Annotated in this window: 25 protein-coding genes; 3 read left to right on the plus strand and 22 right to left on the minus strand. The window is 42.6% G+C overall.

Going from position 1 to position 25,689, the window contains the following annotated elements; genetic code table 11:
* Window positions 1–180: 180 nt before the first annotated feature.
* Entirely contained in the window at window positions 181–1,404 is a 1,224-nt protein-coding gene (locus ACTJLE_RS00005; RefSeq protein ID WP_481266895.1) for a histidine kinase dimerization/phosphoacceptor domain-containing protein, read from the minus strand.
* The gene (locus ACTJLE_RS00010) at window positions 1,398–2,138 is read right to left on the minus strand and encodes a LuxR C-terminal-related transcriptional regulator (RefSeq protein ID WP_481266896.1); all 741 of its coding nucleotides are present in this window, start codon (window positions 2,136–2,138) and stop codon (window positions 1,398–1,400) included. Before ACTJLE_RS00010 ends, ACTJLE_RS00005 begins: the two co-directional genes overlap by 7 nt.
* 193 nt (window positions 2,139–2,331) lie before the next feature.
* On the opposite strand from ACTJLE_RS00010, the gene ACTJLE_RS00015 reads away from it, so the two are divergent.
* Window positions 2,332–2,835: a hypothetical protein gene (locus tag ACTJLE_RS00015; protein ID WP_481266897.1), complete on the plus strand. Its 504-nt coding sequence runs from the start codon at window positions 2,332–2,334 to the stop codon at window positions 2,833–2,835.
* Between the two features lie 35 nt (window positions 2,836–2,870).
* On the opposite strand, the gene ACTJLE_RS00020 is transcribed toward ACTJLE_RS00015, so the two are convergent.
* A complete protein-coding gene (locus tag ACTJLE_RS00020) occupies window positions 2,871–3,218 on the minus strand; it encodes a hypothetical protein (protein WP_481266898.1) in 348 nt (115 codons plus the stop codon).
* 227 nt (window positions 3,219–3,445) lie between these two features.
* Between ACTJLE_RS00020 and ACTJLE_RS00025 the strand changes: the two genes are divergently transcribed.
* Window positions 3,446–3,682 carry a hypothetical protein gene (locus tag ACTJLE_RS00025; RefSeq protein ID WP_479691514.1) on the plus strand — a complete coding sequence of 79 codons (237 nt, stop codon included), beginning with the start codon at window positions 3,446–3,448 and terminating at the stop codon, window positions 3,680–3,682.
* Between the two features lie 11 nt (window positions 3,683–3,693).
* Here ACTJLE_RS00025 and ACTJLE_RS00030 read toward each other — a convergent pair whose 3' ends face one another.
* The 12 genes from ACTJLE_RS00030 to ACTJLE_RS00085 all read right to left on the minus strand — a co-directional run bounded on the left by ACTJLE_RS00030 (window position 3,694) and on the right by ACTJLE_RS00085 (window position 17,746).
* Complete coding sequence (locus tag ACTJLE_RS00030; RefSeq protein ID WP_481266899.1) at window positions 3,694–4,326, minus strand: FMN-binding protein; 633 nt, start codon at window positions 4,324–4,326, stop codon at window positions 3,694–3,696.
* Between the two features lie 60 nt (window positions 4,327–4,386).
* Entirely contained in the window at window positions 4,387–5,232 is an 846-nt protein-coding gene (locus tag ACTJLE_RS00035; protein WP_481266900.1) for an ABC transporter ATP-binding protein, read from the minus strand.
* A gap of 63 nt (window positions 5,233–5,295) precedes the next feature.
* The gene (locus ACTJLE_RS00040) at window positions 5,296–6,615 is read right to left on the minus strand and encodes an ABC transporter permease (protein ID WP_481266901.1); all 1,320 of its coding nucleotides are present in this window, start codon (window positions 6,613–6,615) and stop codon (window positions 5,296–5,298) included.
* Window positions 6,605–7,939 (minus strand): ABC transporter permease, encoded by a 1,335-nt coding sequence (locus ACTJLE_RS00045; RefSeq protein WP_481266902.1) that lies wholly within the window; start codon window positions 7,937–7,939, stop codon window positions 6,605–6,607. Before ACTJLE_RS00045 ends, ACTJLE_RS00040 begins: the two co-directional genes overlap by 11 nt.
* Before the next feature lie 12 nt (window positions 7,940–7,951).
* The gene (locus tag ACTJLE_RS00050) at window positions 7,952–9,223 is read right to left on the minus strand and encodes a Fe-S-containing protein (protein WP_481266903.1); all 1,272 of its coding nucleotides are present in this window, start codon (window positions 9,221–9,223) and stop codon (window positions 7,952–7,954) included.
* A gap of 121 nt (window positions 9,224–9,344) precedes the next feature.
* Complete coding sequence (locus ACTJLE_RS00055) at window positions 9,345–9,989, minus strand: iron transporter (RefSeq protein WP_481266904.1); 645 nt, start codon at window positions 9,987–9,989, stop codon at window positions 9,345–9,347.
* Window positions 9,990–10,223: 234 nt separating this feature from the next.
* Window positions 10,224–11,942 carry an FTR1 family iron permease gene (locus ACTJLE_RS00060; RefSeq protein ID WP_481266905.1) on the minus strand — a complete coding sequence of 573 codons (1,719 nt, stop codon included), beginning with the start codon at window positions 11,940–11,942 and terminating at the stop codon, window positions 10,224–10,226.
* Window positions 11,943–12,145: 203 nt separating this feature from the next.
* On the minus strand, window positions 12,146–13,213 hold the full coding sequence (locus ACTJLE_RS00065; protein ID WP_481267087.1) for an FAD:protein FMN transferase: 1,068 nt from the start codon (window positions 13,211–13,213) through the stop codon (window positions 12,146–12,148).
* 8 nt (window positions 13,214–13,221) lie between these two features.
* Complete coding sequence (locus ACTJLE_RS00070) at window positions 13,222–14,556, minus strand: Fic family protein (protein ID WP_481266906.1); 1,335 nt, start codon at window positions 14,554–14,556, stop codon at window positions 13,222–13,224.
* 555 nt (window positions 14,557–15,111) lie between these two features.
* A complete protein-coding gene (locus tag ACTJLE_RS00075) occupies window positions 15,112–16,557 on the minus strand; it encodes an ATP-binding protein (protein ID WP_481266907.1) in 1,446 nt (481 codons plus the stop codon).
* Between the two features lie 260 nt (window positions 16,558–16,817).
* On the minus strand, window positions 16,818–17,537 hold the full coding sequence (locus ACTJLE_RS00080) for a Fic/DOC family protein (RefSeq protein WP_481266908.1): 720 nt from the start codon (window positions 17,535–17,537) through the stop codon (window positions 16,818–16,820).
* A gap of 23 nt (window positions 17,538–17,560) precedes the next feature.
* The gene (locus ACTJLE_RS00085; RefSeq protein ID WP_481266909.1) at window positions 17,561–17,746 is read right to left on the minus strand and encodes an antitoxin VbhA family protein; all 186 of its coding nucleotides are present in this window, start codon (window positions 17,744–17,746) and stop codon (window positions 17,561–17,563) included.
* Window positions 17,747–18,071: 325 nt separating this feature from the next.
* Between ACTJLE_RS00085 and ACTJLE_RS00090 the strand changes: the two genes are divergently transcribed.
* Window positions 18,072–19,370: an ATP-binding protein gene (locus ACTJLE_RS00090; RefSeq protein ID WP_481266910.1), complete on the plus strand. Its 1,299-nt coding sequence runs from the start codon at window positions 18,072–18,074 to the stop codon at window positions 19,368–19,370.
* A gap of 254 nt (window positions 19,371–19,624) precedes the next feature.
* Here the strand turns inward: ACTJLE_RS00090 and ACTJLE_RS00095 are convergent, their stop codons facing one another.
* The 7 genes from ACTJLE_RS00095 to atpE form a co-directional block, all read right to left on the minus strand.
* Window positions 19,625–19,939, minus strand: a complete 315-nt coding sequence (locus ACTJLE_RS00095) for a F0F1 ATP synthase subunit epsilon (protein ID WP_119487071.1) — start codon at window positions 19,937–19,939, stop codon at window positions 19,625–19,627.
* Between the two features lie 2 nt (window positions 19,940–19,941).
* Window positions 19,942–21,429, minus strand: coding sequence for a F0F1 ATP synthase subunit beta (gene atpD, locus ACTJLE_RS00100; RefSeq protein WP_479691512.1), 1,488 nt, complete (start codon window positions 21,427–21,429; stop codon window positions 19,942–19,944).
* Window positions 21,430–21,435: 6 nt separating this feature from the next.
* Window positions 21,436–22,440: a F0F1 ATP synthase subunit gamma gene (locus ACTJLE_RS00105; protein ID WP_119487069.1), complete on the minus strand. Its 1,005-nt coding sequence runs from the start codon at window positions 22,438–22,440 to the stop codon at window positions 21,436–21,438.
* A 3-nt stretch (window positions 22,441–22,443) separates the two neighbouring features.
* Window positions 22,444–24,105: a F0F1 ATP synthase subunit alpha gene (atpA, locus tag ACTJLE_RS00110; RefSeq protein ID WP_481266911.1), complete on the minus strand. Its 1,662-nt coding sequence runs from the start codon at window positions 24,103–24,105 to the stop codon at window positions 22,444–22,446.
* 16 nt (window positions 24,106–24,121) lie between these two features.
* Window positions 24,122–24,703, minus strand: coding sequence for a F0F1 ATP synthase subunit delta (locus tag ACTJLE_RS00115; RefSeq protein ID WP_415700863.1), 582 nt, complete (start codon window positions 24,701–24,703; stop codon window positions 24,122–24,124).
* 107 nt (window positions 24,704–24,810) lie between these two features.
* Window positions 24,811–25,353: a F0F1 ATP synthase subunit B gene (locus ACTJLE_RS00120; protein ID WP_481266912.1), complete on the minus strand. Its 543-nt coding sequence runs from the start codon at window positions 25,351–25,353 to the stop codon at window positions 24,811–24,813.
* A gap of 64 nt (window positions 25,354–25,417) precedes the next feature.
* A complete protein-coding gene (atpE, locus tag ACTJLE_RS00125) occupies window positions 25,418–25,651 on the minus strand; it encodes an ATP synthase F0 subunit C (protein WP_481266913.1) in 234 nt (77 codons plus the stop codon).
* Between the last annotated feature and the right edge of the window lie 38 nt (window positions 25,652–25,689).

The following is a 25,689-nucleotide window of genomic DNA, read 5'->3' on the forward strand; positions in this document are numbered from 1 at the left end:
GAGAGATATGGCACAAAGCGACATTTTTATGTCGCCAAAATTGCCGCTTTGTCGCCAAAATAATAAAGATATATTTACGTGGCGTATGAGAACATGGAGTTATCGTGACAGTTTTTGCTAGATTTGCGATTTTTGCTAATTTTGCGATTCTTGCCACGATAACGCATGATTTGAGCGCTGCTAGTTTAGCGGAATAACAACATTGACCAGCCAAGTGTCATCATCTTTTTGAGCGCTTAAAGATCCACCTAAACGTTCCACGGATTTTTTGTGGAACAGTAGCCCTTTGCCAAAAACGAGCCTTTCGCCAAACTTATTCAACGTCGAAATCGAATTCATGCACATTATTCTGCATTCGCGCTCATCAACCGTAACATTCATAGAAAAATCAACGCTAGTATTGCAATGCTTGCGAATATTAGTAAGCAACTCACTGCACATGCTAATCGCACATTGAGCCTTTTCAGTACTAACAGTTGCAGATGCAGTAAAATCACCACTCCCCGAACTTTTATCAACCACTGTTAGAGAGCCATAGTACCCAAGCTGCTCACAAATTTGCCGTTCAGCTTGTAAGCGCGCACGAATATTGCATAAGAAATCAGTCAAACTTATGCGATCATTGCTATTAGAACCATAAACAAACTGCGTGCTAGAAATATTCGAATCTAAAGAATCATCATACTTATGCTCAGCTTGCTCAAGCAGACTGATAACAAGTCTCGCTTTGGAAAGCGCGTTACGCGAATGTTCAACAATCTGCTCTAACGATTCTTTTGTATGTTCATTGTTCTCAGCATATAAAGCATCAGTTGCAAGTAGCGTAATATCCGTAATCTCATTGTTCACATCGTCATGCAATTGCAACGCAACCGACGCAATATAAGACTGGAACTTGCTCCGAACAATATCCATTTTTGCGCGATTATTTTCTTCCAACATGTTCAAATACTTGCGCAAAGCGTAACCGCAAATCATGGAAATAAGAATAAAACAAGGAAAAGTAAGAGGAATGTACTCTAATTTTGCAAAGTACATAATATTCAGCGAAACTATGTACGCACAAAGCAAATACTTCCACGAATCGTAAAAGCCTGCAACAAACATGCTAGCAATCAGCGCAAAAAGCACGCAAGTTGCATTTACGCCTGGTACTGCTAACGTTACGCAATACAAAATCGGAGTTACGAGTGATATTTGACGAGGAAAAGCAATCAAAAGAAATATTGCAAACATCCAAACGTATTGACACGCAGATTGTAATGGATTATGCCACAACCCAGCTGTATTGCACGATTGCACATCCATTGACACTACGAGAATTGCCAATATTATGAATAAAGTTCGCTGAATTTTCCAGCTTTTAACCAACTCAATAACGCGCGAAAATGTTTTCATTAACATGCGCTATCCGTTTCTTGAGAAAGATTCGGACGTTCCTGCGGAAAATCATTGAAATATTGCATATTGCTATCTTGCTTACGATTTTGCATTGCAGCAAATGCGGATATTGCTTGCACGCGATTAGAAACATGCAATTTTTTGTAAATCCTATGAATATGCGTGTTTACAGTGTTTGGCATAAGACCAAGTTGAGCCGCAATCTGATTCGTCGTGTAGCCTTTAGCGAGCAGATCCATGATTTTTAGTTCTTGCGGCGGCAAAACGCTGCGCGACCTTGATTTAGAAAGCCTAATAAAAGATTCTTGCGGAGTAGCAAAATCGTACGCAACGTCTTTAACGCAACGGCAGCCATACACGTTCTTATTATCGCAATATTGCAAAGCTTCTGCCAATCCTTTGAAATTGTCTTTAGCAACCATCGCTTGTCCGCCAACTTGCGAAACCATCGAAGCGTAGGATCTACAATCGTAAGAAGTCATACCAATTAAAATAATGCTGTTGTTTTTCTCGCGAATTGCGCGTATTACGTCTACTCCAGACATGTCTTTCATTGACATATCAATCAAAATATAATCCGGAGTAGTTTTTGCCACTTGGCAATATTTCAAAGCTTGCGTTCCAGATTTTACGCACCATTTGCACACGTACTCACTCGGCAAAAGCTTGCTGAGCACGTTTCGCATAACCGCTAAAACTAGTTGGTCGTTATCTACTATTGCATACGTTTTTGGCATAATGGCTTTCTTGCAATCACACGCTACTTTTCTTATATTCTACTTTATAAACGCGCGCAAAGTAGGGCAAATTGTGTAGTAAAAAATGATTACAAGTACTGCGCGTAAATCATATGTGCTTATAATAAGTAACAATATGCAGCTTTTGGTTGCGCTGAAAATTCATTTTCAATAAAGATTGCAGCAGGATTATATGACAAAACGATTAGTAGTATTGCACTCCGCAGAAGTAGCTGCGATGGCGCTTGCCTCAACAGCTGCCTTTATGCGTAGTTTTGGCTTTTTCGTTTTGTGGCTTGTTCCAGGACTTCTTTCTGTTGCATTGTATTCTTATGCATATTTTTTCTTGCGAAAAATCGTTATTAAAGGAAAAAATGCGTATATAGAAAATAATATATCTAAGATTGATGGCGCGGGCGCTAACAGCACAAGTAGTGACGTTGAGAATACAGAGAACAACAAAGATTACATAATTACTCTTGAGCGAGAGCGCAAAAAAGTCGAATCACAAAATAAGCAAATACTCAACAATTACTCAAATAATTTAATAAATATTATTTCATGCTTTATTTGTGGACTTATTCACGTTCCTTGGATTTATTACTACGGAATTGCAAATGGCGTCTTAACATTGGTGATCTTGTGGCGAGTAATAAAGCGACCACAAGGTCACCCTATTGACGAAAGCGATTTTTAAAGATTTAAGGCTTTAAGGATTTAAGGATTTAAGGCTTATTGTTGATCTTCCATTGAAAGATTTAATCCTTTTGCAGCATTGCGAAAATATTCTACGTGATCGCCATAACCGTCTGCAATAATAGCATCCTCTTTTACAACAAAAGAGCCATTTTCTAGCACAATATATTTTGTAAAGAATTCTTCTAATTGCTTAGCTAATTCATCAATTTCATCTTGTGAAAGCTCTTCGCTACTATTTTCCGCAAGTTTATCTTTCTGCTTTTGAATTTGATTAATGCCATTTTCACTAACGTTTCCTATTTTGTTTACGTTATCTTCTGGCTGCCAAGAGTTTATGCCAAAATCACTCATGCTTACACTACCCATATTTGCGCTACTCATGTTTGTATCTCCTTGTATTTGTAACGTATTTGCACAACATATTTGTGCGTTGCTTTAAGTCTAATTACCAACATTTTCCGCGCAATATTGAGTACTAAGTTCTGAGTACATAATATTGCTCGAAGACTTGCGGCATTTATACTAGAAATACATACGAACGATAGGCAGTGTACGCGAATTAGCTACAATGCTCACAAACAAAACAGCAAATTGGAAGGGAACAACTCATGAGCAAGGACTCTATAAAACTTATTAAAAAAACGCTTATTTGGATTCTTAAGTGGGCAATATTTACATCAATCGAATTCCTTCTTTTGTACGTTGCGCTTATATCTTGGAATCATGATTTTGCACAGTTCATGAACGAATACAGAAATGCGATTATTCCATTTATGGCAGCAACTGGAGCTATGGCAGCAGCGATGATTCGCGACGAAGGCACTATTCTTGAAGTCAAAGATTAAGGTAGTTAAGATTATTGCGCGGATGCGATTGAAGCCTCTTGGCGAGCAACATCAAGCGCTTTGTTGAAGGCGTCGCTAGTCCAACTTGCTCCAGCAACAACCGAAATATGCAAATCTTTTAGCGGTTTTCCAACGATTTTTCCAGGGATAGCCTTTGAGAATGCATCCATATGGCCCTTGGAAATCGGCGTAAACGGATGAGATGTTATTTGCACACTGCTAATATTTCCATTTGCAACGCTTAAATTTACTTCAATACTATCTTCTGCAACAGGGCCATATGTAGCTTTGATTTTATAATCGCCATCTTTATAATTGCCGGTGTCTGTTTTAGGCTGATTCTGCTGGTTTTTAGAATCTTGCGAATCTCCAGAATCCTCAATTTGCGCAGAAGACTTAGATTGTTGAGCGCCAGCATCGTACTTTCCAGAAGGATTACCGCCATCATCAGCGCTCTGACCGGAATTACCAGCGAACTCATCGTTCATCGGCACAGCGCTTGGCTCACCACAAGCAGAAAACATAGCGGACGACGCGGCTACAATCGCAAGTGTAGCAACGGTTTTTGCAACTTTTTTAGACTTCAAATCATCACGCAAATTATTGCAACGTAAAACATCGTGAAACATATTATCCAAAACCATAAAATCATCGCCTTTAAATCTTGTATATTTTAAAACTTCGCGCAACTAATCATCTAAAAACTAATCATCTAAATTCGCTAATTTAGGCGACTTAGTAGGCTCATGGTCTTGCAAAGCTTCCGCAACACTTTCATCAACGTGAGCACTCGTAAACGCAGGCTTGCCACCAATCGCCTCGTATTCTTTGCGCGCATCCTCATTATTCCAACGCTCACCAACGAGCACACCGTGATTAAGCATAATTTCGCGATCCGCACACTGAGCTACCAAAGAATCGTGGGTTACAACAATAATCGTAGTGCCTTGATTGTGCAGCTGCTTAAACAAGTCGAGCACAATCTGCTCATTTTTTTCATCCAAATTACCTGTAGGCTCATCTGCAAGAAGCAATTTAGGGCAGTTAATAAGCGCACGAGCAACGCATACACGCTGCTGCTCGCCGCCAGAAAGCTGGCTTGGCAAATGGTGAGCGCGATCCTTCAAACCCACGCGATCCAAAGCATCCATTGCTTGAGCTTCGTCAACAACCGAATGATAGTATTGCGCAACCATCACATTTTCAACGGCAGTTAAATGCGGCACAAGATAAAACTTTTGAAAAACTAAGCCGATTACGTTTTTACGAACGTCAGCAAGCTGACCGGCGTTCAAATCCTCAAGTTTGCGTCCTTGCAAAGACACGGAACCCTTGGACGGCGAATCCATGCAGCCAATAATGTTCATGAGTGTTGTTTTGCCAGAGCCACTGGAGCCAACAATAGAAAGCCACTCGCCTTCTGGCACAGTAAGCGACAAATCGTCAACCGCGCGAAGAGAGCCGTAAATCTTGGAAATATGATCCAAAGTCAAAAGCATTTTCGGATTAGACTCCGCGCTTTCCGTCTTATTTTCTACATTCTCTGTCATATTAAATCCTTAACTCAAATCCTTAACTCAAATCTTAAATAATCTCTAAATTTACGCTTAAAACTATTCTTCTCGAAGCACAATCGCAGGGTCAATTTTCGAAGCGCGCAGAACAGGCGGCAACGCAGCAACGCAAGACGCAATAATGCTAAACGCCACAGAAAACGCAACAAGCCACCAATTCACACCCAAATCTCTAGAGAACACCATCGTTGCAAGCAGGCGTGCAAACACATACCCTACTGCTGTACCGGCAATGCCACCAACGAAACCGTATAGCCCAGCTTCCGCGGTAAATTCCACGCCAATACTCTTGGCACTTGCACCCAAAGCTTTGCGCAAACCAATTTCGTTTCGACGCTGCTGCACAATCGAAGAAATCGTAGTGCTCACACCAACCATCATCAGCACCAAAACAACAAGCGACACAATCCAAAACAGGCTGCGAAGCATTGTAACAATACCGGTATCTGCTGCAGTAACTTTAGTAACTTGCTGAGCGCGCACGCGCATAGAAGTCATATCGTTAATACTTCGCACAACCGCATCAACGCTAGGTGCAGAAGACGAGTAAGCAATTACATCTGCTCCGCGCTTAACGCCAGTAAGAATATTCACATCCGCATTAAGAGCATAAAGCATGGAATCTTCCGCGCCACCAGTATCCAAAATGCCACAAACGCGGAAAGTTGTGCCGTGAGTATCCATAATATCCGTTGAGACGCGGCCTTCAACAAGCTTTTGCTGAGAAGATTTTTGCGAAGACTGATCTGCAGATTTATTTGCGGACTGATTTGCAGACTTACTTTCAGACTTACTTTCAGACTTACTTTCAGACTTTTCTGCCGGCTTATGCGAGCCGTCAGTATTATCCGAAGATCTATACGCAATCGCAATACGAGAGCCTATTTTTAAGCCCATCGCAGAAGCAACATCTCGACCAACCATAACATTTCCGCCGCTAGGCCAGTCGCCATCCACATTCCAATGTTTATTAAGCGACTTTACTGAACGAACGTCTATTCCTGCTAAAACATACGGAGCTGCGTTAATACGCACGTTTTCGTAACGATATGTAGCAGATCGCATAGCACCTTTTGCAAGAACCATATCGTTTGTGTGCAAAACCATTGCGCGATCAATACCGTTTTTCCACTCGCCTTCCAAAGGAGTTACGATAATATTCGCTCCGTACGCGCGCATTTCGTCACTCATCTGTTGAGGCACAACAAGGCAGATTGCAGCTAAGCAAAACAGCGTAGCAGCGCCAACAAGCGTTGCAATAACAGCCATTACAGCGCGCGATTTACGGCGAAATACCGCGCTAAACAGCATGGTAATAAACATCGTGTTATTCGACGTAATATAAGATCTACCTGCCATGAAGCACCTCCGCAGGACGCACACTCAGAATCGAACGAATCGACGAGCCTGCAGCCGCAAGCACAGTCAGCGCAAGCAGCACAAACACAAGCACAAACACCATTGGGCGGAACAAAATCGCGGATCCAAACACCGTAAAACCAATAATCTGCGCCATTGCAAATCCCAAAACCATGCCAAACAACGCTCCCGCAAACGCAATAACCGCAGTTTCCATAAGCATAAGACGAGCAACAGCACCATCTCGCGCACCCAAAGCCTTAAGCAAGGCAAGCTCACCAGAACGCTCCGAAATTGAAGCAGCCATAAGATTCGCCACAGCAACAGCAGCAGCAATCAAACTCAATGCAGTCATCAAAACCATAACAGCACGCGTCTTATTTAATACGTTACCCTGCAACGCCGCAACTTGACGAACCTGCTTTGCAACAGCTCCCGGAATTACCTCCTCAATTTGGTAAGTAATCGAACTCGGGTAAGCAGTGCAATACCAAGTCTCCCACTCTTCCTGGCTTAGAGCTGCCGGATTTTTAGCAGCTTTACGAGCCAAATCATTTTCCGGAGTTGTAAGCGCTTTTACCTCAATCAAATCAGTCATATTCGGCTTATTTGCAAGATTTTGAGCATCGCTAGAGCTTGCGTAAATTGCGTTATTATCGTCGTCGCCAGAATCATATACTCCAACCAAGCGCAACGAAACCTCGCGCCCGTCACGAAGCAAACGCAAACGCTGACCAAGTTTTAAGTGCAATCGCTCAGCTAGCTGCGAACCTACCATTGCCTCGGATTGATTATCTTTTGCCCAACGACCTGAGCGAATCTTCCACCACGAACGCAAACCTTGAACGCCAACAACAGTTGTTTCACCAGAAGCCAGCGCAAGCTTGCGATTAAACCAAGTTCCAACAATAGGTACCACAGTTTTAGTAGAAGAATTCGCTTCAAAATTTGCGTGAACAGTTATTTTCGGCGCAAAATTCGTAATATTGAACGCCCAGAAAATCATTTTAATTTTCGCAGCATCCGATTCCTTCAAAAAAGCAGTAGACTCTTGGCTTTCGGCAATTGCTAAACTATGCAAAGCGGAGGAATTAGTTTGTTCGCGAGACGCATACAAATCATTCACCACAGCGCTAGATTTTGGCTGAACAACAATATTCGAACCGTACGAACTAAGCTCGGCGTTAATCTTGTCTCCAACGTCGTACACAACGCTAAGCATAGCAACGCTTACGCACGCGCTTAAGCACACTACAAGCGCAATCAGCAGACGCTTTTTTATTTGTCGCACAAGAGATCGAGCAACCATGCGCATCATAAACATTTGCGTTGCTCCTTACTTAAAGTGCGAACTAAGCACGTCTAAATCAGCAGTATGAATTGTGATTTTGCCATGCCCAGCCTTATACGGGAACGGAATCGGATTGCAACCACCTTTAAATCCAATAGTTGCTAAGTTAATTGCTACGTCGCATTTGCGGCAAATAATCTTACCGTCTTTTTCGTAGTAGCCTGCATCACCGCAGTTTTCGCAAGCATCCAAGCCAACGCCGTACGCTCCACCATTCTTTTTAATGATTATAAAGCGCATAACAGTGCCGTCTTTTGCTTTGTATTGGAAGCGATGAAGATGGCCGTCTGAAATTTGCACAAAGTTGATAGTTGCCACACCATCGTGCAATTCGTACGGTTCTGGAGGAGTAAGAGTTGGCTTAATATTCATAATAGATACGCCTGCAGTAAGCGTAAGTATTACGGTAACAGCAGCCAAAAGTGCTGCGAGCGCAGACTTTCGAGATTTCCGCTTAAAAGCTCGCTTCGTGCGAATTTCTGCAGCATTTTCTCCAACTACTGCCGTTTTAAAGCCGATTATGAGAGACGAAACTGCAGGAATCAAAAATACGCTAATTTGCGCCATAATCATCAGCGGATTATTGTTAATCAGCCAAACAAGCACGCTGAAAGAAAAGTCGTCAATATAAAGCAGAATGCTTCCTTGCATAATCTGCAAAAGTGAAGTTATGTGCTGCACAAGCAGAATAATCATGCTTAGCACAATCGCAATTTTGAAGGAAATCGCGTTAGACGTGGCTCGCAAAGAGCGCACCATAAGACTTAAGCAAATTGCTGCAATAACACCAATTACGAATCCAAGCGCACGAAGTAGCATGTCGGAAGTAAAAGGAGGCGTGCTTGAATCTACAAAAATCGTAAGCTGTAAAATAACGTCTGGAAGCGCATAAAATACGGTAAGCGCTAGCGCACACGCGCCAATTGCGTTGCTTATGTGCATTAAAAGTGGATGTTCGCGCCAGTTTTCAACAGTTTTACGAGAACGAATTACAACCGCAATTGCTGCAATATCAAAAGGAACTGCAACGCACAGCGCCGGCATATTAATAAAGTTGCGTTGATTAATTACTACGCTTGCGCGAAGAATTGCAAAAATAAGTGCAGCGACTGTGCCAAACGACAATCCGTACAGTCTCCAGCGCGCACTCAGCGGCTTATCGCGCCCCTCACCAACAGTAAGAGAAGCGCTTAAGCCCATTGTAAGTAGCGTAAGAGGGAGCAGCCCAGGAAGTACTGCTACGAACAGTCTGAGCATGACTCCCTCCTTTGCTATTAGTTACAATCTATTATTCAATAATTACTAATAATTACTAATAATTACTAGCTATTACAATTACTAGCTATTTCTAACTATTACTAATTATTACTAGCTATTACTACCACTGGCGAGGAGTGTACTTCCAGTCGTCGAAAGTAGCCTTGATTGGCTCAGTCCAGAAGCGGCCGGTTACGCCTGTAGCAGGATCAACGTGAAGCATCCAACCCTTCTTTTCTGGGGATTCGACAGAAAGCACGAGCTTGTAGTTGCCAGCCTTGTCGAGCTTAACGTTTGCACCGTAGTGAGGACCGTCGGAAGCGTTCATCTGCATGAAAGTACCCTTGCCAACGGATTCGCCACTTGCCTTATCAACAATCTCATAGTTCACAGTCAAATCTGGAATGAACTCGCCCTTGCCGTAGCCAAGCTTGGTGCCTTCCTTGTTTGCGTGAATATCGGCTTCAAGGTGGAAGCTAGCTTCGCTCGCCTTCAAACCCATGCCAGCTGGAACCATGTCCACTGGCTGGAAGTACACGGCGCCGATAGTAAGAGGTCCAATGTTTTGATCCTGGTGAGGGCCAACTGGCACCTCTTCAAAGCCCTTATCGCCGCCCTTGTCATCAGACTTGTCATCGGCCTTCTGCTCTGTTGCTTGTGACTTAGAAGCAGACTTTGCAGCATTTCCGTTAGAACCGCAGCCGGCAAGCGCAAGAATACCTGCGAGAGCCAAAGCAGCAAGTGCCATCATCTTATTATTCTTCATATCTAACCTTTTTTCTTTTGATTGATTAGTTATTTTTATTATTAAATTATTTATTAAATTATTAAATTATTAAATTATTAAATTAGTTAGTTAGCTATTTAGTTATTTTTATATTTATTGTTAGCTATCTATCTGTTGTTTATTTATTTGTTATTTATTTATTTGTTATTTATTTATTTGTTATTTATTTATTTGTTATTTATTTATTTATTTGTTATTTATTTATTATTTTGTCTATTTACTTTCTATCGCGCGCTTCCCACGGCTTCGCGCAATAGAAACGCAAAGTAGCGAAATCACAACAATCGCAGCCAAAATTTGAGCCACAATTGTTTCCACGTACGGATAGAATCCAAGCCAATCGTTAGTTGGCAAGCCTTGAATATACATACCTGCAAGCGCATCGCCCTCAATAAGAGCGTGCACGCCGCCGCCGGCAAAAATCACCACAAGCACCGACATAAGAGCACTTGTGCCAGTAAAGAATGGGCGAATTGGTATGCGAACAGAAGCAAAGCGAATAAGCAAGAATATAACTACCAAAACCGCAGCCGCAGAAACGAAACCGCCCCAAATCATGGAGGCAGCTCCGTTCGAAACAGCAAAAATAGCCTGGTAGAAGATTACAGTTTCCGCGCCTTCTCTAAACACCGCAAGGAAGCTAAGCAGAGCGAGCGAAATCAAGCTGCCTTTAGACACAGCAGCAGTAGTCTGATTGCTAATATACTTATTCCATGCTTGTACGGAAGAACGCGAAATCATCCAGTTGCTTGTGTACAAAAGCATAAGCATTGCAAACAGCGCAACCACGCCTTCTGTAATCTCTTGCTGAGGCCCAGAACCGTTGAAAAGTAAGCCAAACAGAGCTGCAACAATCAACGAAGCCACAACACCTGCCACAAGTCCCAAGTAAATGTACTTAACCATGTTTTTGTGACCGGATTTAATCAGGTACGCAATAATTGCTGCAACAACAAGCAGAGCTTCCAAGCCTTCGCGAAGCAAAATTACAAAAGCCTGTCCAAAAGAGCTTGTTATAAACTGCATAAACGGATTTGCGTTTGAAGATGCGCCTTTGTCTAATTTCGCCGAGTCTTCAATAAGCATTGCTTTAAGATCCGTTACGAACTTCTTAACTTGCTCAATTGTTTGGCCGTTGTTCATTGCTTGTCGGCACTCTTTGAATTGATATTCGACTGTTGAAACGCGGCTTCCGCTTATTGCGTTCATTACGTTCTTTTCGAAGCCGAGCTTTTCGTAATACTGGTAGTAGGCTTCGTTGATTAAATCAACTGCTGTTGCAACTTGCGACTTGTTTCCTTTTGCGGATTTGTAGGTTGCAACGGATTTGTCGAGAATAACGTTCATTTCTCGCGCAACTTGGCTCCATGTGCGGCCATTGCGTCCAAGATTTTTCTTTTTTGCAGCGTCGAGCTTTTTGCGTTCTGATTTGATTTGCGCACGAAGTTTTTGCGCGTAAATATTCGGCTTATCTATTTTTGAGTTTGAGTCGAGCTGAGCTGCAGTTTGCGAAACGTCTGCCGAAAGAGCTTTCGACACAGCGCTTATTTGTGATCCTTGATTTTGTTGATACACAAGCGTTTGCAGCTGCTGGAATTGGTCTTGTTGCGACTGAACTTTGTTCTGACCAAAGGTATCTCGCACAACAGTAATCATGTTCGAAGCAACGTAAACGGAATTGTAAGCTGCTTGGAATCTAGTTGCAGCACCGGAATTATTACCGTTATTGTATTCCGTTTGGCCTTGTTGAAATTCGTCATCTATTGCTTTGGAAACGGCAGACCAGCTAGCATAAGAACGATCTGCATCTGTTGCGAAAGCTGGCGTAGTTATAGCAAACGAGCTTATAACGAAACTCAATAACATGCACACAGCCAGCATCAGTGCAGCCGAATCACGAACAATTCGGCGCACTTTTACACACGCGCGCATAACATCTCCTCGCGTATTCTTACACTTCTACTTCTCAATGTGCTCTACCCCGATCGAGCACTCCCAACTAAAACTTGCCATCAAAGGCCCCACAGGTACATAATATCGACATATTAAGTAGATTGATATAGTTAAGCGCAAAAAACACGCAAATATTGCAAAAATGATATTGATAACGATAATTATCAATCTTTTTTCTGTGATTATTCGGCAAAAAAGTGCGCTGGGAAGGCGGCCGTTTTGCGAAGCGCATGATTTGGCGAGATTACAGCAAACTCAGCGCTTGTAGTTTGCACTATTTTTTGCAAATCGCTTTCTTGTGAAATAAAAAGCGCAGTTGCGAGCGCATCGGCGTAAGCAGTTGGAAAAACGCAAGTTTTAGCAGGAACGTAAGTCCAGCTTGCAGCGAGTTTTTGCGAAGGAACGCCGTATAAAGCGTTAATTAAGTGAGTTGCAATTAAATTAGATTCAAAAGCATCGGATTCAAAAGCATTAGCGTCTGAAGAACTAGCACATACTTTCCAGCGCCTTCTTGCAGTAGATGAAGCACACAACGCGCCGTTTGCAATTGATGCCACACCTACAGCTTGCGTTGTGTCAAAAGGATTTTCTAGTGCAACTTTTATTCGGCTATTTTCTTCGCTAAAGCAAGCGCGCATATCACCACCGGCGTTTACCAAAAAATCAAAATCCGCAGGAAAATCACTATTCGCAGGCGTCTCTCCACCAAGCTCATCTTTAATAATCTGCGCCACGAGATCTACAAAATAGCCCTTTCCAGCCGCACCAAAATCAAGCTGTACTGAATGACTTGTGTGGAGCATTGTGCTACCGTCAGCTCGCGAAATATCTGACCACGTAACTGGCAAAGCGCGATGATATTTGTTCCAACTGGCACTGGCACTGGCACTGCCACTATTCTCGCTCGCATTATCTGCCAATTCAGGAATAAATTTCACAGAATTATCGTATCCAAGCGCAAGTAAATCCGCGCCAACGCACGCATCGAAAGCTCCGTGCGTTGCAGCATAAAACTCGTCATAAATTGCAAAAAGCGGCTGAGCCCACGATGGAAACTCAAAATCGCCGCCAGCCTTCGCACAAGCCATGCGCGAAACTAGCGAATCTGCACGAAAGCGCGAAAGAGTACACTCATACTCTTCAACAAAAGCGCGAATCCGCTGTTCAACGCACTGAGGAATCGGTTTGCTGCTGGAAATAATAATCCCCGTGCCAAGCGCGCGCTCAATCGCAACAACATTCCCGAACATCATTTGCCTCACGCAAACATTTCATTCGCTTTTTTAGAAAGCTCATACCGAAGAGGACGTTCGCCCACCGAGTCAATCATTCCAAGCTCAATCAAACCGTTAAGCGCACTCACAATCTTTCTCTCACCAATCTTCTCATCAATTGCATTGCCAACGTATTCGCTTAATTGCTTGCGAGTCATTGGAGTTGGATTATACGAAAAAAGCTTATTTTGCAACAAAATAGTCATAACCTCGTACTGCACTTTAGAAATCGCTGTTTTCTTGGAGAACTCTAATAGCTTACCCATGCAGTAAATAATCTGTTTTAATTGCAAAATAATATTGTTTAAGACTTCGTTCTGTGCTTTTTTAATATATTGCAACATTGTGCAGCAAAACATAGTTAAATCATTGCAATTAAACAGTTCTTGCGATTTGGAAAAAGCGGCATAGTATCCAGATTTTTCTGCGTAAATTACAGAACTTAAGCTCAAAATTGTTGGCATCGAAAGCTGCTCGTGCAATTGCAAAGCAAGCAAAAACCGCCCAGTTCTGCCGTTTCCATCGTAAAACGGGTGCACGCTCTCAAAAGCATAATGACACATGCACGCTTTAATAAGCGTTGGAACTTCGGCACTATTCATCAAACTCAACATCTGCGTTAAATGATCTTGAATTTCCACTTCCGTTGAATCGCCATCGTGCACTACATTATTTGCAGCATCACGAATACTTACTTTTCCACTCCTAAAAATCTCGCCATCTGGAATATCGCCTGATTCTAATTCGCCTTGCATAATGCTGTTGTAGATTTTTCGTATATCTTGCAAGGTTTGTGGAATTGAAGTGCTACTCTCATTGGAATCTGCAACTGACTTTACAGGCGACTTTTCGACTGACTTTACATTCAAATCCGCAACAGACTCCGCAACAGACTTTTCTTTAGAATCTGCAAGCTCAAGAAAAAGCTTAGTAAATTCACTAAAACGCGTATGCTTATTCTGCTCGCTAGCAGCATCAAGTGCTTTGGAAAGCTCTTTTCTAGTGCTGTGAACACCCTCAATAATGTTGGTATTTTGCACTTCTTTTGCAATAAGTTGCATTAAATACTCGCGTTGAGCAAACCGCGGCAACCTGCTCCACGCTTTTTCAACCGCTTTTTCAGTATTCGCAATATCATTCATGTGCGTCACAAGATCCGTTACGCACATTGCAAAAATCTCATGCGCGTCAAATATGATTCCAGAACGATACGTTGCAGGATTATCAATGCGCAATAGATATTCTTTTTCCGCAATATCGCAAGGTTTTGCATTACTTTTAGACATCGCAACTGTTTTGCGTATTGTTTTGTAATCCATAATGCGACTCCATTTACATTATTGCGTTTACATTATTGAAGATTTTGTAGTAATGTCTTGCAATATTTTGCTTGCGCTATTTTACATATACGCAAATAACGCATTTATCACAAAATGATTGCTTAACTAACGTAAAAATCTATTCTATACCGACATTTTGGCAAAATGAAGGCATAGCGCACAAAAAACATTCATCTATACCGACATTTTCACAAAATGAAGGCATAGCACACAAAAAACATTCGTCTATACCGACATTTTCACAAAAACGCACTATAGAAAAATCAGCAGCGCTGGCAACATCAACATAACGCCACTCGTTTCGGCGTATATTATTCCAAAGATAAGCGCTATGTTATATCTAAATCTTTACTTATTTGCACATAACAACAATAAAAAGTAAAGATAATTGCGATTTTATGCACACAAATGTAAAGATTCGCAAAACTATAAGAAAAAAGAAAGGGGCCTTCTCTCGCGAACGCGAGCAAGCAAACGCAAACAAGCAAACGCGAGCGAAAGCCCTTAAAACTACGAAACCTTAAGGGCTATCTTCTACTTAAGCAACCAATCAACAATGCTTTCAACGCGAATACCGTCATAATCATCGTCTAAAGCCTTACTCAAAGTAATAACCAGCTTTTCGTAATTATTCTGAATCTTACGAAGCGGCTTTAACTCGCGCTCGCGCACAGACTCATCCATCATACTTTCAGTTACTTGAATATAAAGCTTTTCGCAAGCAGAAGTAGCAACAAAATCCACTTCCAAATTATCTATTTTGCCAACAGCAACATCGTATCCTCGCCTTAAAAGCTCAAAGAAAACAACGTTCTCTAGCGCGTGCCCTCTATCTCTGTCCCTAAACCCAAGCAAATAATTGCGCAACCCAATATCAACAATGTAATACTTGCCAAGAGTGCGTAAATAATCCTTACCTTTAATATCGAAACGTTTAACATCGTAAAACATGTAAGATTCTTTTAACGCACCAACATAAGCGGATATAGTTTGAGTAGCAGGCTTAGCGCCGCGTGCGCGCAAGCCACGAGAATCGCTATCCGCAGAATCAAGCAACTTTTCCGAAGAAAGCGTATTACACACAGAATTTAATGACGTATTGTTTCCAATATTATCTGCCAAAAACATAATGATTTTTCTAAGAAGGTCGGCGTCTGTAATCTGCCTTTGCCCGCGGCGCTTCTCGCGCTCGAGTATATCGCGAACTACTACAGTGGAATAAATTCCGTCCAACAAAGTCATTGCTATACTCTGATTAAAGCCTGATTCTAGGGCAATATCACAAATTGCAGGCATACCACCGTAACGCATATAAGCTACAAACAAGTCATCAAGCTCTACACTACTGCCATTCGCACTAACTGCTCTTTTTTTCAAATCGCCGAGCGGAGACTTATATTCTTCAATAGAATAATCCTGAAAATCAACAAACTCTTTGAACGAAAGCGGATACATTTTCACTTCCACATACCGCCCAGACAAGTACGTTGAGTACTCCGAAGAAAGCAGGTATGCGTTGGATCCAGTTATGTAAATATCGCAATCAAAATCTACGCGAAACGAGTTAATTGCATCTTCCCAACGATCTATACGTTGCAGCTCATCAAAGAAAAGATACGTTTTTCTAGGAGACTTAACACCAGAAGACTCAATCTTAGTAGACTCAATCTTGCTTTTAACGTAATTGTATAAGTCTTTGTAACTCATATCTTGAAACTCGAGCGACTCAAAGTTTATAGAGATAATTTGATTCTGCTCAACTCCGGAATTAAGAAGGTAAGATTGCATAAGTTTAAGCAGAGTTGACTTACCACAGCGACGAATGCCCGTCACCACTTTTACAGGTTCAGTATCTTTGAAAGTTATAAGCTGATTAAGGTAAATATCGCGATTTTTAATACTTTTGCCGACTATTGCAGAGCGATTGCCACGCATTGGCATATTATCGCTTTCAAGTAACTGATTTTGCGAATTTACCATAATAAACCTCGACTCCGCTTTAACAAGTTCAGCGATTAGCAAAACAGTACCAATGCTGATTGTGTGGCCACAAATTTCATGAATTTTATAATCCTATGAATATTATGAGTCAAACTTCGATTTTTTACAAGTTTAGGTTATTGATGACCTAAACTTTTATTTTTCGTAAGTTTAGGTTATTGATAACTTAAACTTTTGGTTTTTAGAAATTTAAGTTGCGCACAAACGCAAGCAAGCAAACGCGAGAAAGAAAGCTCTAATCAATCTATTCCATAACGAGTTTTATACGCAGCATAATCCTTATCTTGCAAAACGCTAGCCACATTCGGCGCGTATTCATATTCTTCTTCAACAAGATGCGCAAACTGCTGCTGAGCCAAAAGATCAACTTGCAAAGGCTTTGTAATAATGCGGAACATATCCTCAAGAAGCTTCGTATCGTTAGCATCTTTAGCCTGGATTGAAGCCTTGTCATTAACGAGCTGAGTTATTAATCCCCAATCAAAATGGTACCCAGCATCTCGCGCAACTATATCCCAAAAAACACGTTGCGTTCTACCATTGCCCTCACGAAACGGATGTAAAACATTAAAATTATTGTAATTTACGCTTAGCTTACTAATAAATTCATCAATAGATAAACCTTGCAATAAATTATCATTTTTAAGCGTTTGCTCACAATAACGAATCCCAACGCCCATGTATTCAAGCGGATGAAACGGCTCGCCGCCGCCTTTAGTCATGTCAATAGTGCGAATCTGACCAGCCCAATCGTAAACATCCTGAAAAAGATAATGATGAATCCACTGCAATTGCTTAACAGTTCCTTCAGCATGAGGCAAGTGTTCGTACAAAATAGAGCACCTTGTGAGAACAGCATCGTTCTCATATTTATCTAATTCAATCTGATTATTTATATTAGACTTGTTCTTCAGCACTCGCGTATGAGGAATAAGATATGGGTCAAAAACTGTTTCCATAGCACTAACGCAATCCGAGTAAGTTAATCCATTACACCATACCTAGAGCGCATTCTAGCAACAAATTCGTCACTGGTTATAAAACCTTTAGCATATTGATTTGCGTCATAAAGAAACTCTTTTGAAGGCGAATTGCCTTCAAGTCTGCCTGAAGCTATTGCAAGACCCAAATTTTCTTCACGTCTACGTTGCGTTTCTTTATCAATCATTCCTACTCCCTGCCAGCACCGCACCCAAATCAAAAACAACTATCAACTATTTTACTATTCGCAATGCATTTTAATTACAGCATATTTTGCGATTTTGCGTACTCAAAAGTAAAGATAAGCAAAACTTAAGCAAAAAGAAAAGAGCATTAGCGCGAACGCAAACAGACGCCTCCACTTTCAAAAGTGAAAAAATATTACAGTTTTGAAAGTGAAAATGATATAATACTTTCAAAAGTAAAATAAAATTAAAGTTTTGAAAGTGAAAATACGTATCCGCTTTCAAAAGTGAAAAATACTATTATTCTGAAGACGAAAGGCGATTGAAATGAAACTCATCGAGAGAACAGATTACCTAAATCGCCTAAAGCGACTTAAGGACACCCCAGATATAAAAATCATTACCGGTATTCGGCGCAGCGGAAAATCGGAGTTGTTGCGCGCTTACCGCACGCATTTAGAAAACACCTACAGTAATCAAAGTAGCAAACTTTACGCGTCAGCAAAGCATGCGCAACTTCCAAACACACTACAACAACAAAATAACCTAAATAATCAGCAACTTAACATAATCAGCATCGACTTTAATAACCTAAATTATGAAAATCTGAAAAATTACAAAAGCCTTTTTGAATACGTCGAAAGCCGTTATATACCAGGCGCTTACAACGTTCTTATGATTGACGAAGTGCAATTGTGCCCAAAATTTGAGCTTGCGATTAATAGTCTTCACAATAGCAATAAATACGATATTTACTTAACGGGATCCAACGCATTCTTACTTAGCTCGGATCTTGCAACACTGTTTAGTGGGAGATTTGTTGAAATACCAGTATTTCCGTTTAGTTTTGCAGAATATTGCGAATACTTTGAAATAACAAGCAACTTTAACGATGCTCTGCAAAAGTATTTACAACAGGGTGGACTCGCCGGCTCATATGTTTACGCTAACCAAGACGATGCAAAAGCGTACATAAAAAACGTGTATACAACTCTTGTTAAACGCGATTTAGTAGACAAATACGCAATATCAGAAGTGTCACTTCTTGACTCAATATGCGAATTTTTAATGGATAATATTGCAAATCTCACAACCGCAAACAATGTAAGCTCAATACTTAAAAAGAATCAGATTGAAACAACTCACATAACTGTTGGTAATTATCTAAAATATTTATGCAATGCGTTCATGTTTTATAAAGTAAAACGTTACGATATTCGCGGCAAAAAATACTTAGAAACAAACGAAAAATACTATTTAGCAGATACCGCACTACGCTACGCAATTCTAGGAACGCGAAATATGGATTACGGAAGAGCGTACGAAAATATTGTAGCACTTGAGCTTATGCGAAGAGGATACTCAATTTACGTTGGTAAACTTTACCAAAAAGAAGTAGATTTTGTAGCAGTAAAAGCGAGCGAAAAGCTTTATATTCAAGTTTCAGACAACATTAGTGATGATACAACGTTGGCGCGCGAACTCTCGCCGCTAAAAGCAATAAAAGACTCTTACCCTAAAATCCTGCTTGCAAATACGCGTCACGATTCTTATGACATTGACGGAATACGCGTAATAGACATAGCGCAATGGCTGCTCGAAGCAAACACGCCGTTTAGTTTGTGAACGTTACTTTCTCAGTAGGCTGACTGAGTTTTTAACAGTGTTTTGCTTATCACCGTTACTTTCTCAGTTCGTTAGCTGAGTTAGTAACAGTGTTTCGCCTCTGAGATCTATTTTCTTTACGCGCGAAATAAAAACAAAAAGGCAGGAGCTTGAGGATACCCCAAACTCCTGCCTTAATAAGAGATTACTTAACTTGCGCAAGTTTATAAAACTCACAAAAGCAATAAAACTTACGTAAGCAATAAAAGCAAACCCTAAATCACTTTTGCGTTAGGCAACACGTTGCCGTCTTTATCAACGTTACAACTGTGTTCAACAGCAATCGTGATGTGATCATCGTCAACAGAGAAGAAGCCGTCCGTCACTTTAAAAACGTGACGCACACCCTTCAAATCGTCAACCTTCACGAAACCGTGATCAATTAACGCAAGCACAGCCTCATGCCCAGGAAGCACACCCATCGCGCCATTCACAGAAGGAATAACCACAAACTTAGCATCGCCTTCCCACACAGGATGCCTGGCTGCCACCACACTAACGTGCAGCGATTTTACTTGCTTCTCTGCCATAATCACGCACCAAACTCTTGCTGCATATCGTGCCAACGACGCTCAAGATCGTCAATGCCACCAATGCCGGAGAATGCCTGCTCAGGAATTTCATCGTAAACACCATCGCAAATACGAGTGAATGCTTCGATGGTTTCGTCTGCTGGCACGTAAGAACCTGGACGACCTGTGAACTTTTCAGCCACATAGAAGTTCTGGCCAAGGAACTGCTCAATCTTACGAGCGCGGCTCACAGTGGTCTTATCTTCCTCACCAAGTTCATCAATACCAATCAAAGCGATGATATCCTGAAGCTCCTTGTTGCGCTGCAAAATAGCCTTCACACGGTTTGCGCAATCGTAATGAGCCTGTCCAACGTAACGCGGATCCAAAATTCTAGAAGTAGAAGCCAAAGGATCCACAGCTGGGTAAATACCCTTAGCTGCAATATCACGAGAAAGCTCAGTAGTTGCATCCAAGTGCGTAAAGGTTGTTGCAGGAGCAGGATCGGTGTAATCATCTGCAGGAACGTAAATAGCCTGAAGTGACGTAATGGAATGGCCGCGCGTAGAAGTAATACGCTCCTGCAACGCACCCATTTCATCAGCCAAGTTTGGCTGATAACCCACTGCAGAAGGCATTCGACCCAGCAACGTGGAAACCTCAGAACCAGCCTGAGTAAAGCGGAAGATGTTGTCAATAAACAGCAACACATCCTGATTCTGCACATCGCGGAAGTACTCAGCCATGGTCAAAGCGGTAAGAGGCACGCGAAGACGAGTCCCAGGAGGCTCATCCATCTGGCCAAAGACAAGTGCCGTTTTCTCCAAAACGCCAGCTTCAGCCATTTCGCCAATCAAATCGTTACCTTCACGGGTACGCTCGCCGACGCCAGCAAACACAGACACACCACCGTGGTTCTGTGCAACGCGCTGAATCATTTCCTGAATCAACACTGTTTTACCAACGCCTGCACCACCGAACAGACCAATCTTGCCGCCCTGAACGTAAGGGGTAAGCAAATCGATAACCTTAATGCCAGTCTCGAACATCTGAGTCTTAGACTCGAGCTGATCGAAAGCTGGTGGGTTGCGGTGGATTGGCCAACGCTCAGTTACTTCAATATTCTCGCCTGGCTTGGCATTCAAAATGTTGCCGGTAACGTCAAAAACGTGACCCTTAGTAACATCGCCAACAGGAACGGAAATTGGACCGCCGGTATCTCGCACTAAAGCACCACGAACCAAGCCGTCAGTAGGCTTCAACGCAACTGCACGTACGGTTGAATCACCAAGGTGCTGCTCAACTTCCAGCGTAATCTCATGAACGGTATCGCCTTCCGTATTACCAACGGTATTGATATCGACCTTGAGAGCATTGTAAATATCCGGCAGATAGCCGACCGGGAATTCAACGTCAATCACGGAACCCTGAACGCGGGTTACGCGACCAGCTGTTGGATCGACCTCCTGCTCAGCTTCTGGAGGCGCTGTGGTCTGATTTTCAGCCATATGCTCCTAATCCTCCTCATTATTCAGCGCATCAGCGCTGCCGATAATCTCGGTAAGTTCTTGAGTGATAGATGCCTGACGTGAAGCATTAAGCTTTCTAGTCAAATCATCCACCAAATTGCGGGCGTTATCTGTAGCCGTATGCATAGCGTTCTGCCTACTTGCTGTTTCAGAAGCAGCAGAAGTAAGTAAGCACTCGTGAATACGAGACTGAATATACTTCGGCAAAACAGCATCCAGCACTTCATCCGGACTTGGCTCGAAGCAATACTCAACAGCGTCTGGATTGCTTTGACTTACTGCTTCTTCACGAGCCGAAACTGCACTAGTAGACGACAACGATGCTGAAGGTCCAGAAGCTGCTTCGTAATCAGGACGGTGCATAGCAAACTCCTCACCATCCTTCAACGGAACAAGCTCAACTGGCAGCATGCGCAGCGTACGAACTTTTTGCCTCACCATATTGATAAATTCGGTGAACACAATATACAGTTCCGAAACTCCGCCTTCTGCTTCCGGCGTCATATAAGCATCCATTAAAGTATCGGAAATCTTTTCAGCAATAGTAACGTCAGGATGATCAGTAGAACCTTCCCAAGTACCTGCCACATCGCGATTGCGATACTTATAGTAAGTTGCACCACGACGACCATACACGTACAGTTCCGCGTGCTTACCTTCTGCATCAAGCTTAGCTAAAAGCGCTTCAGTCTCACGAATAATCGAAGACGTAAATGCACCTGCCATGCCACGATCAGAGGTAAGTGCTAGAACTGCTACGCGATTGCCGGCATGTTCTTTACCAAAAATAGGATGCTTGATATTTGCTTCGTGATGAGCTACCAACGCCTGCACGGCATCGAAAATTGCGTCACTATAAGGCTTAGCATTAAGCGCAATATCTCGCGCTTTAGCAATATGCGAAGACGCAATCATTTCCTGAGCCTTAAAGATTTTACCCAAAGACTGTGTGGAAATAATTCTCGATTTCAATGCAAGTTGGGAGGACATACGCTACTTCCCCTCAGGCTCGCGACCGTCTGTTTTTGGCTTAGCTACAAGCTGTTCCTTTTCAACAGGAGCAGGATTTTCAGCCGGCGGCAATGAATCCTTTACAATCAAAGGCTTGCCAGCAGAGGTCTTAAACGTCCTACGGAAATCTTCAATAGCCGCATCAAGCTTAGCTTCAGTTTCCTTAGTGAAGTCTTCAGTATCGCGAATTACTTGCAAAATGTCGGTTCCACTATCCAAATAATCCAACAATTCGCTTTCAAATCGCAAAACATCCTTCACAGGAATATCGTCAAGCTTGCCGTGCGTACCAGCCCACACAGAAACCACTTCCTGCTCCATAGAGCGAGGAGAGAACTGCTTCTGCTTAAGCAACTCGGTTAAACGAGCGCCACGCGTAAGCTGAGCCTTTGAAGCAGCATCCAAATCGGAAGCAAACATTGCGAAGGATTCCAAAGACTTGTAACGAGCCAAAGAAATCTTCAACATGCCGGAGACTTTCTTCAAAGCCTTAGACTGAGCAGCACCACCAACACGAGACACGGAAATACCAACATCTACTGCTGGACGCTGACCTGCGTTGAACAAATCAGACTGCAAGAAGATCTGACCATCGGTGATGGAAATCACGTTGGTTGGAATGTATGCAGAAACGTCGTTTGCCTTAGTTTCGATAATTGGAAGGCCAGTCATAGAACCGCCACCCAAATCGTCAGAAAGCTTAGCGCAACGTTCAAGCAGACGAGAGTGCAAGTAGAACACGTCGCCTGGGTAAGCTTCACGCCCAGGTGGGCGACGAAGAAGCAAAGAAATCGAACGGTATGCTTCTGCTTGCTTCGACAAATCGTCAAAAACAATCAACACATGCTTGCCGTTGTACATCCAGTGCTGGCCGATTGCAGAACCGGTGTAAGGAGCAATGTACTTAAAACCTGCAGAATCAGAAGCTGGGCTTGCCACAATTGTGGTGTACTTCATAGCGCCTGCTTCTTCAAGGCTCTGACGCACTGCTGCGATAGTTGAGCCCTTCTGACCGATTGCTACATAAATGCAGCGAACTTGCTTCTTTGGATCGCCACTTTCCCAGTTCGTACGCTGGTTAATAATCGTATCGATTGCGATTGCAGTCTTACCGGTTTGGCGGTCACCAATAATTAACTGACGCTGGCCGCGACCAATTGGGGTCATTGCGTCAATAGCCTTCAAACCAGTAGACAAAGGTTCGTCAACTGGATGACGGTGAATAACGTCTGGAGCCTGGGCTTCAAGAATACGACGCTCACTGCACTCAATCGCACCCAAACCATCGATTGGATTACCCAAAGGATCAACGGTACGACCAAGATAAGCGTCACCAACCGGCACTGACAAAACTTCGCCAGTGCGGTAAACTTCCTGCCCTTCCTCAATGCCAGTGAAATCACCGAGAATAACTACGCCGATTTCGTGTGCATCAAGGTTGAACGCAAGGCCCAAGGTGTCGTTCTCGAATGTGAGCAGCTCGTTTGCCATGCAGCCGGACAATCCAGCTACGTGCGCAATGCCGTCACCAGCCGTAACAACATAGCCAACTTCTTGCGTTGGCATGTCGGTTGGCTTGTACGAGTCAACGAACCCGTCAAGCGCCTTGCGTATCAGGGCGGGATCAATAGATAGTTCCGCCATAATTCTCCTTAATTTACTACTTCACTGCCTGTGTCCAAGCGCCATTGCGCGCAGAACGTTGCAACTGCTTTAGTTGCATCAACATGGTGCGATCGGTTATTTGATCACCAATCTGTATACGCATGCCACCAAGCACGTTTGGATCCACAATTGGGTTAATGTATGCACGATGACCCAACTTATTGCTGTAGATTTCAATCAAACGCTTAATTTGCTTATCTGTAAGAGGCTGAGCAGTAGTGACAGTGACCAATGTTTCGCCAGCTTCACGCTCAAATCCTGACCAAGCGCCGCCGAAGCTACCGGTTTTGCCGCTTTCAGCACCACCATGCCACGTTCCTACTAGATAATGCATAATGCGCAATACGACAGGGTGCGCTTTACCTCCAATAAGCTCGTCAATTAGGCGAGACTTATCTTCCGAAGATCTATTCGGATCGGTAATCGCATCAGAAAGCTCAGGATACTGATCAATCATGTCCATCATTGACGAAAGCTCGTCAGCGATGCGCTGCGCTTCATCGTGCGCATCTGAGATGGCCTGCGCAAGAGAAGAACGCGACAAACTATCGTTTGCACGCGATGCCTTTTCTGGCATTATTACCTCCTCATTTCTGTAAAAATGAAGTATGCAATAAATACAAAATAAATAAAAGCGTAAATTTATTTTTTATTTTACAATTATTAAATTTTGTATATTAATACTTACTTGATTTGATCCGAATTTTTAGATTCTCCAACTTCATCAATCACATGATCAATAATTTTGGAGCTTACGGTATCGTCATCCAACTTGGATGCAAGAATCTTGCCAGCTAACGCTGCTGCAAGAACCGACACCTCTCCTTGGAGGCTGGACATGGCATGCTTATGCTGAGCCTCAATGGAATGCTGCGCTTCACTAATGATTTTTGCAGCATCCTTTTCAGCGCGTTGTCTAGCTTCGCCAATGATTTTTGAAGCTTCCGTACGAGCCTCTTCGCGTGTTTTTGCAGCATCAGCTTGAGCTTGAGCAAGCTCTTCTTCCATCTGACTTTTTAATTCGTCAGCTTCATGCTGCATGTTCGCTGCTTTGGCCATTCCGCCTTCGATTTTTTCTGCACGCTCATCAAGAATTGCCTGGAATTTAGGCATAACGAACTTGTAGAAAAACGCTGCAAGAACTACCAAAACAACTAACGACCACACTAAGTCATAAGGCTCAGGCAAGAACAACGCCAAACCATTACTCTCAGATGCATGTGCCATGGCTTGTCCTTTCTATTCCTTCAACACTTTTATATTTGTGCTGGAACGAGTTGTTTCGTTCGGTTCACTTTCCCATAATGTAGGCAACGAATCCGAGCAAGCCCAGAACCTCGATAAATGCCAAGCCGACGAACATGAACAACTGAAGACGGTTGCCAACTTCTGGCTGACGTGCAGTGGATTCCATAGCTTTAGCAACAACTATTGCCATACCAAGTGCAGGAGAAATTGTTGCGACAGCAAAGCCAAGAATGCTAAGGTTGCCGACCAAGCCTGCGAGAGCGATGATACTATTCATTGGTTTCCTTTCTGTTAAAACAGTAACCAGTATAAACC

The organism is Gardnerella sp. CCPDSM (assembly GCF_056754715.1).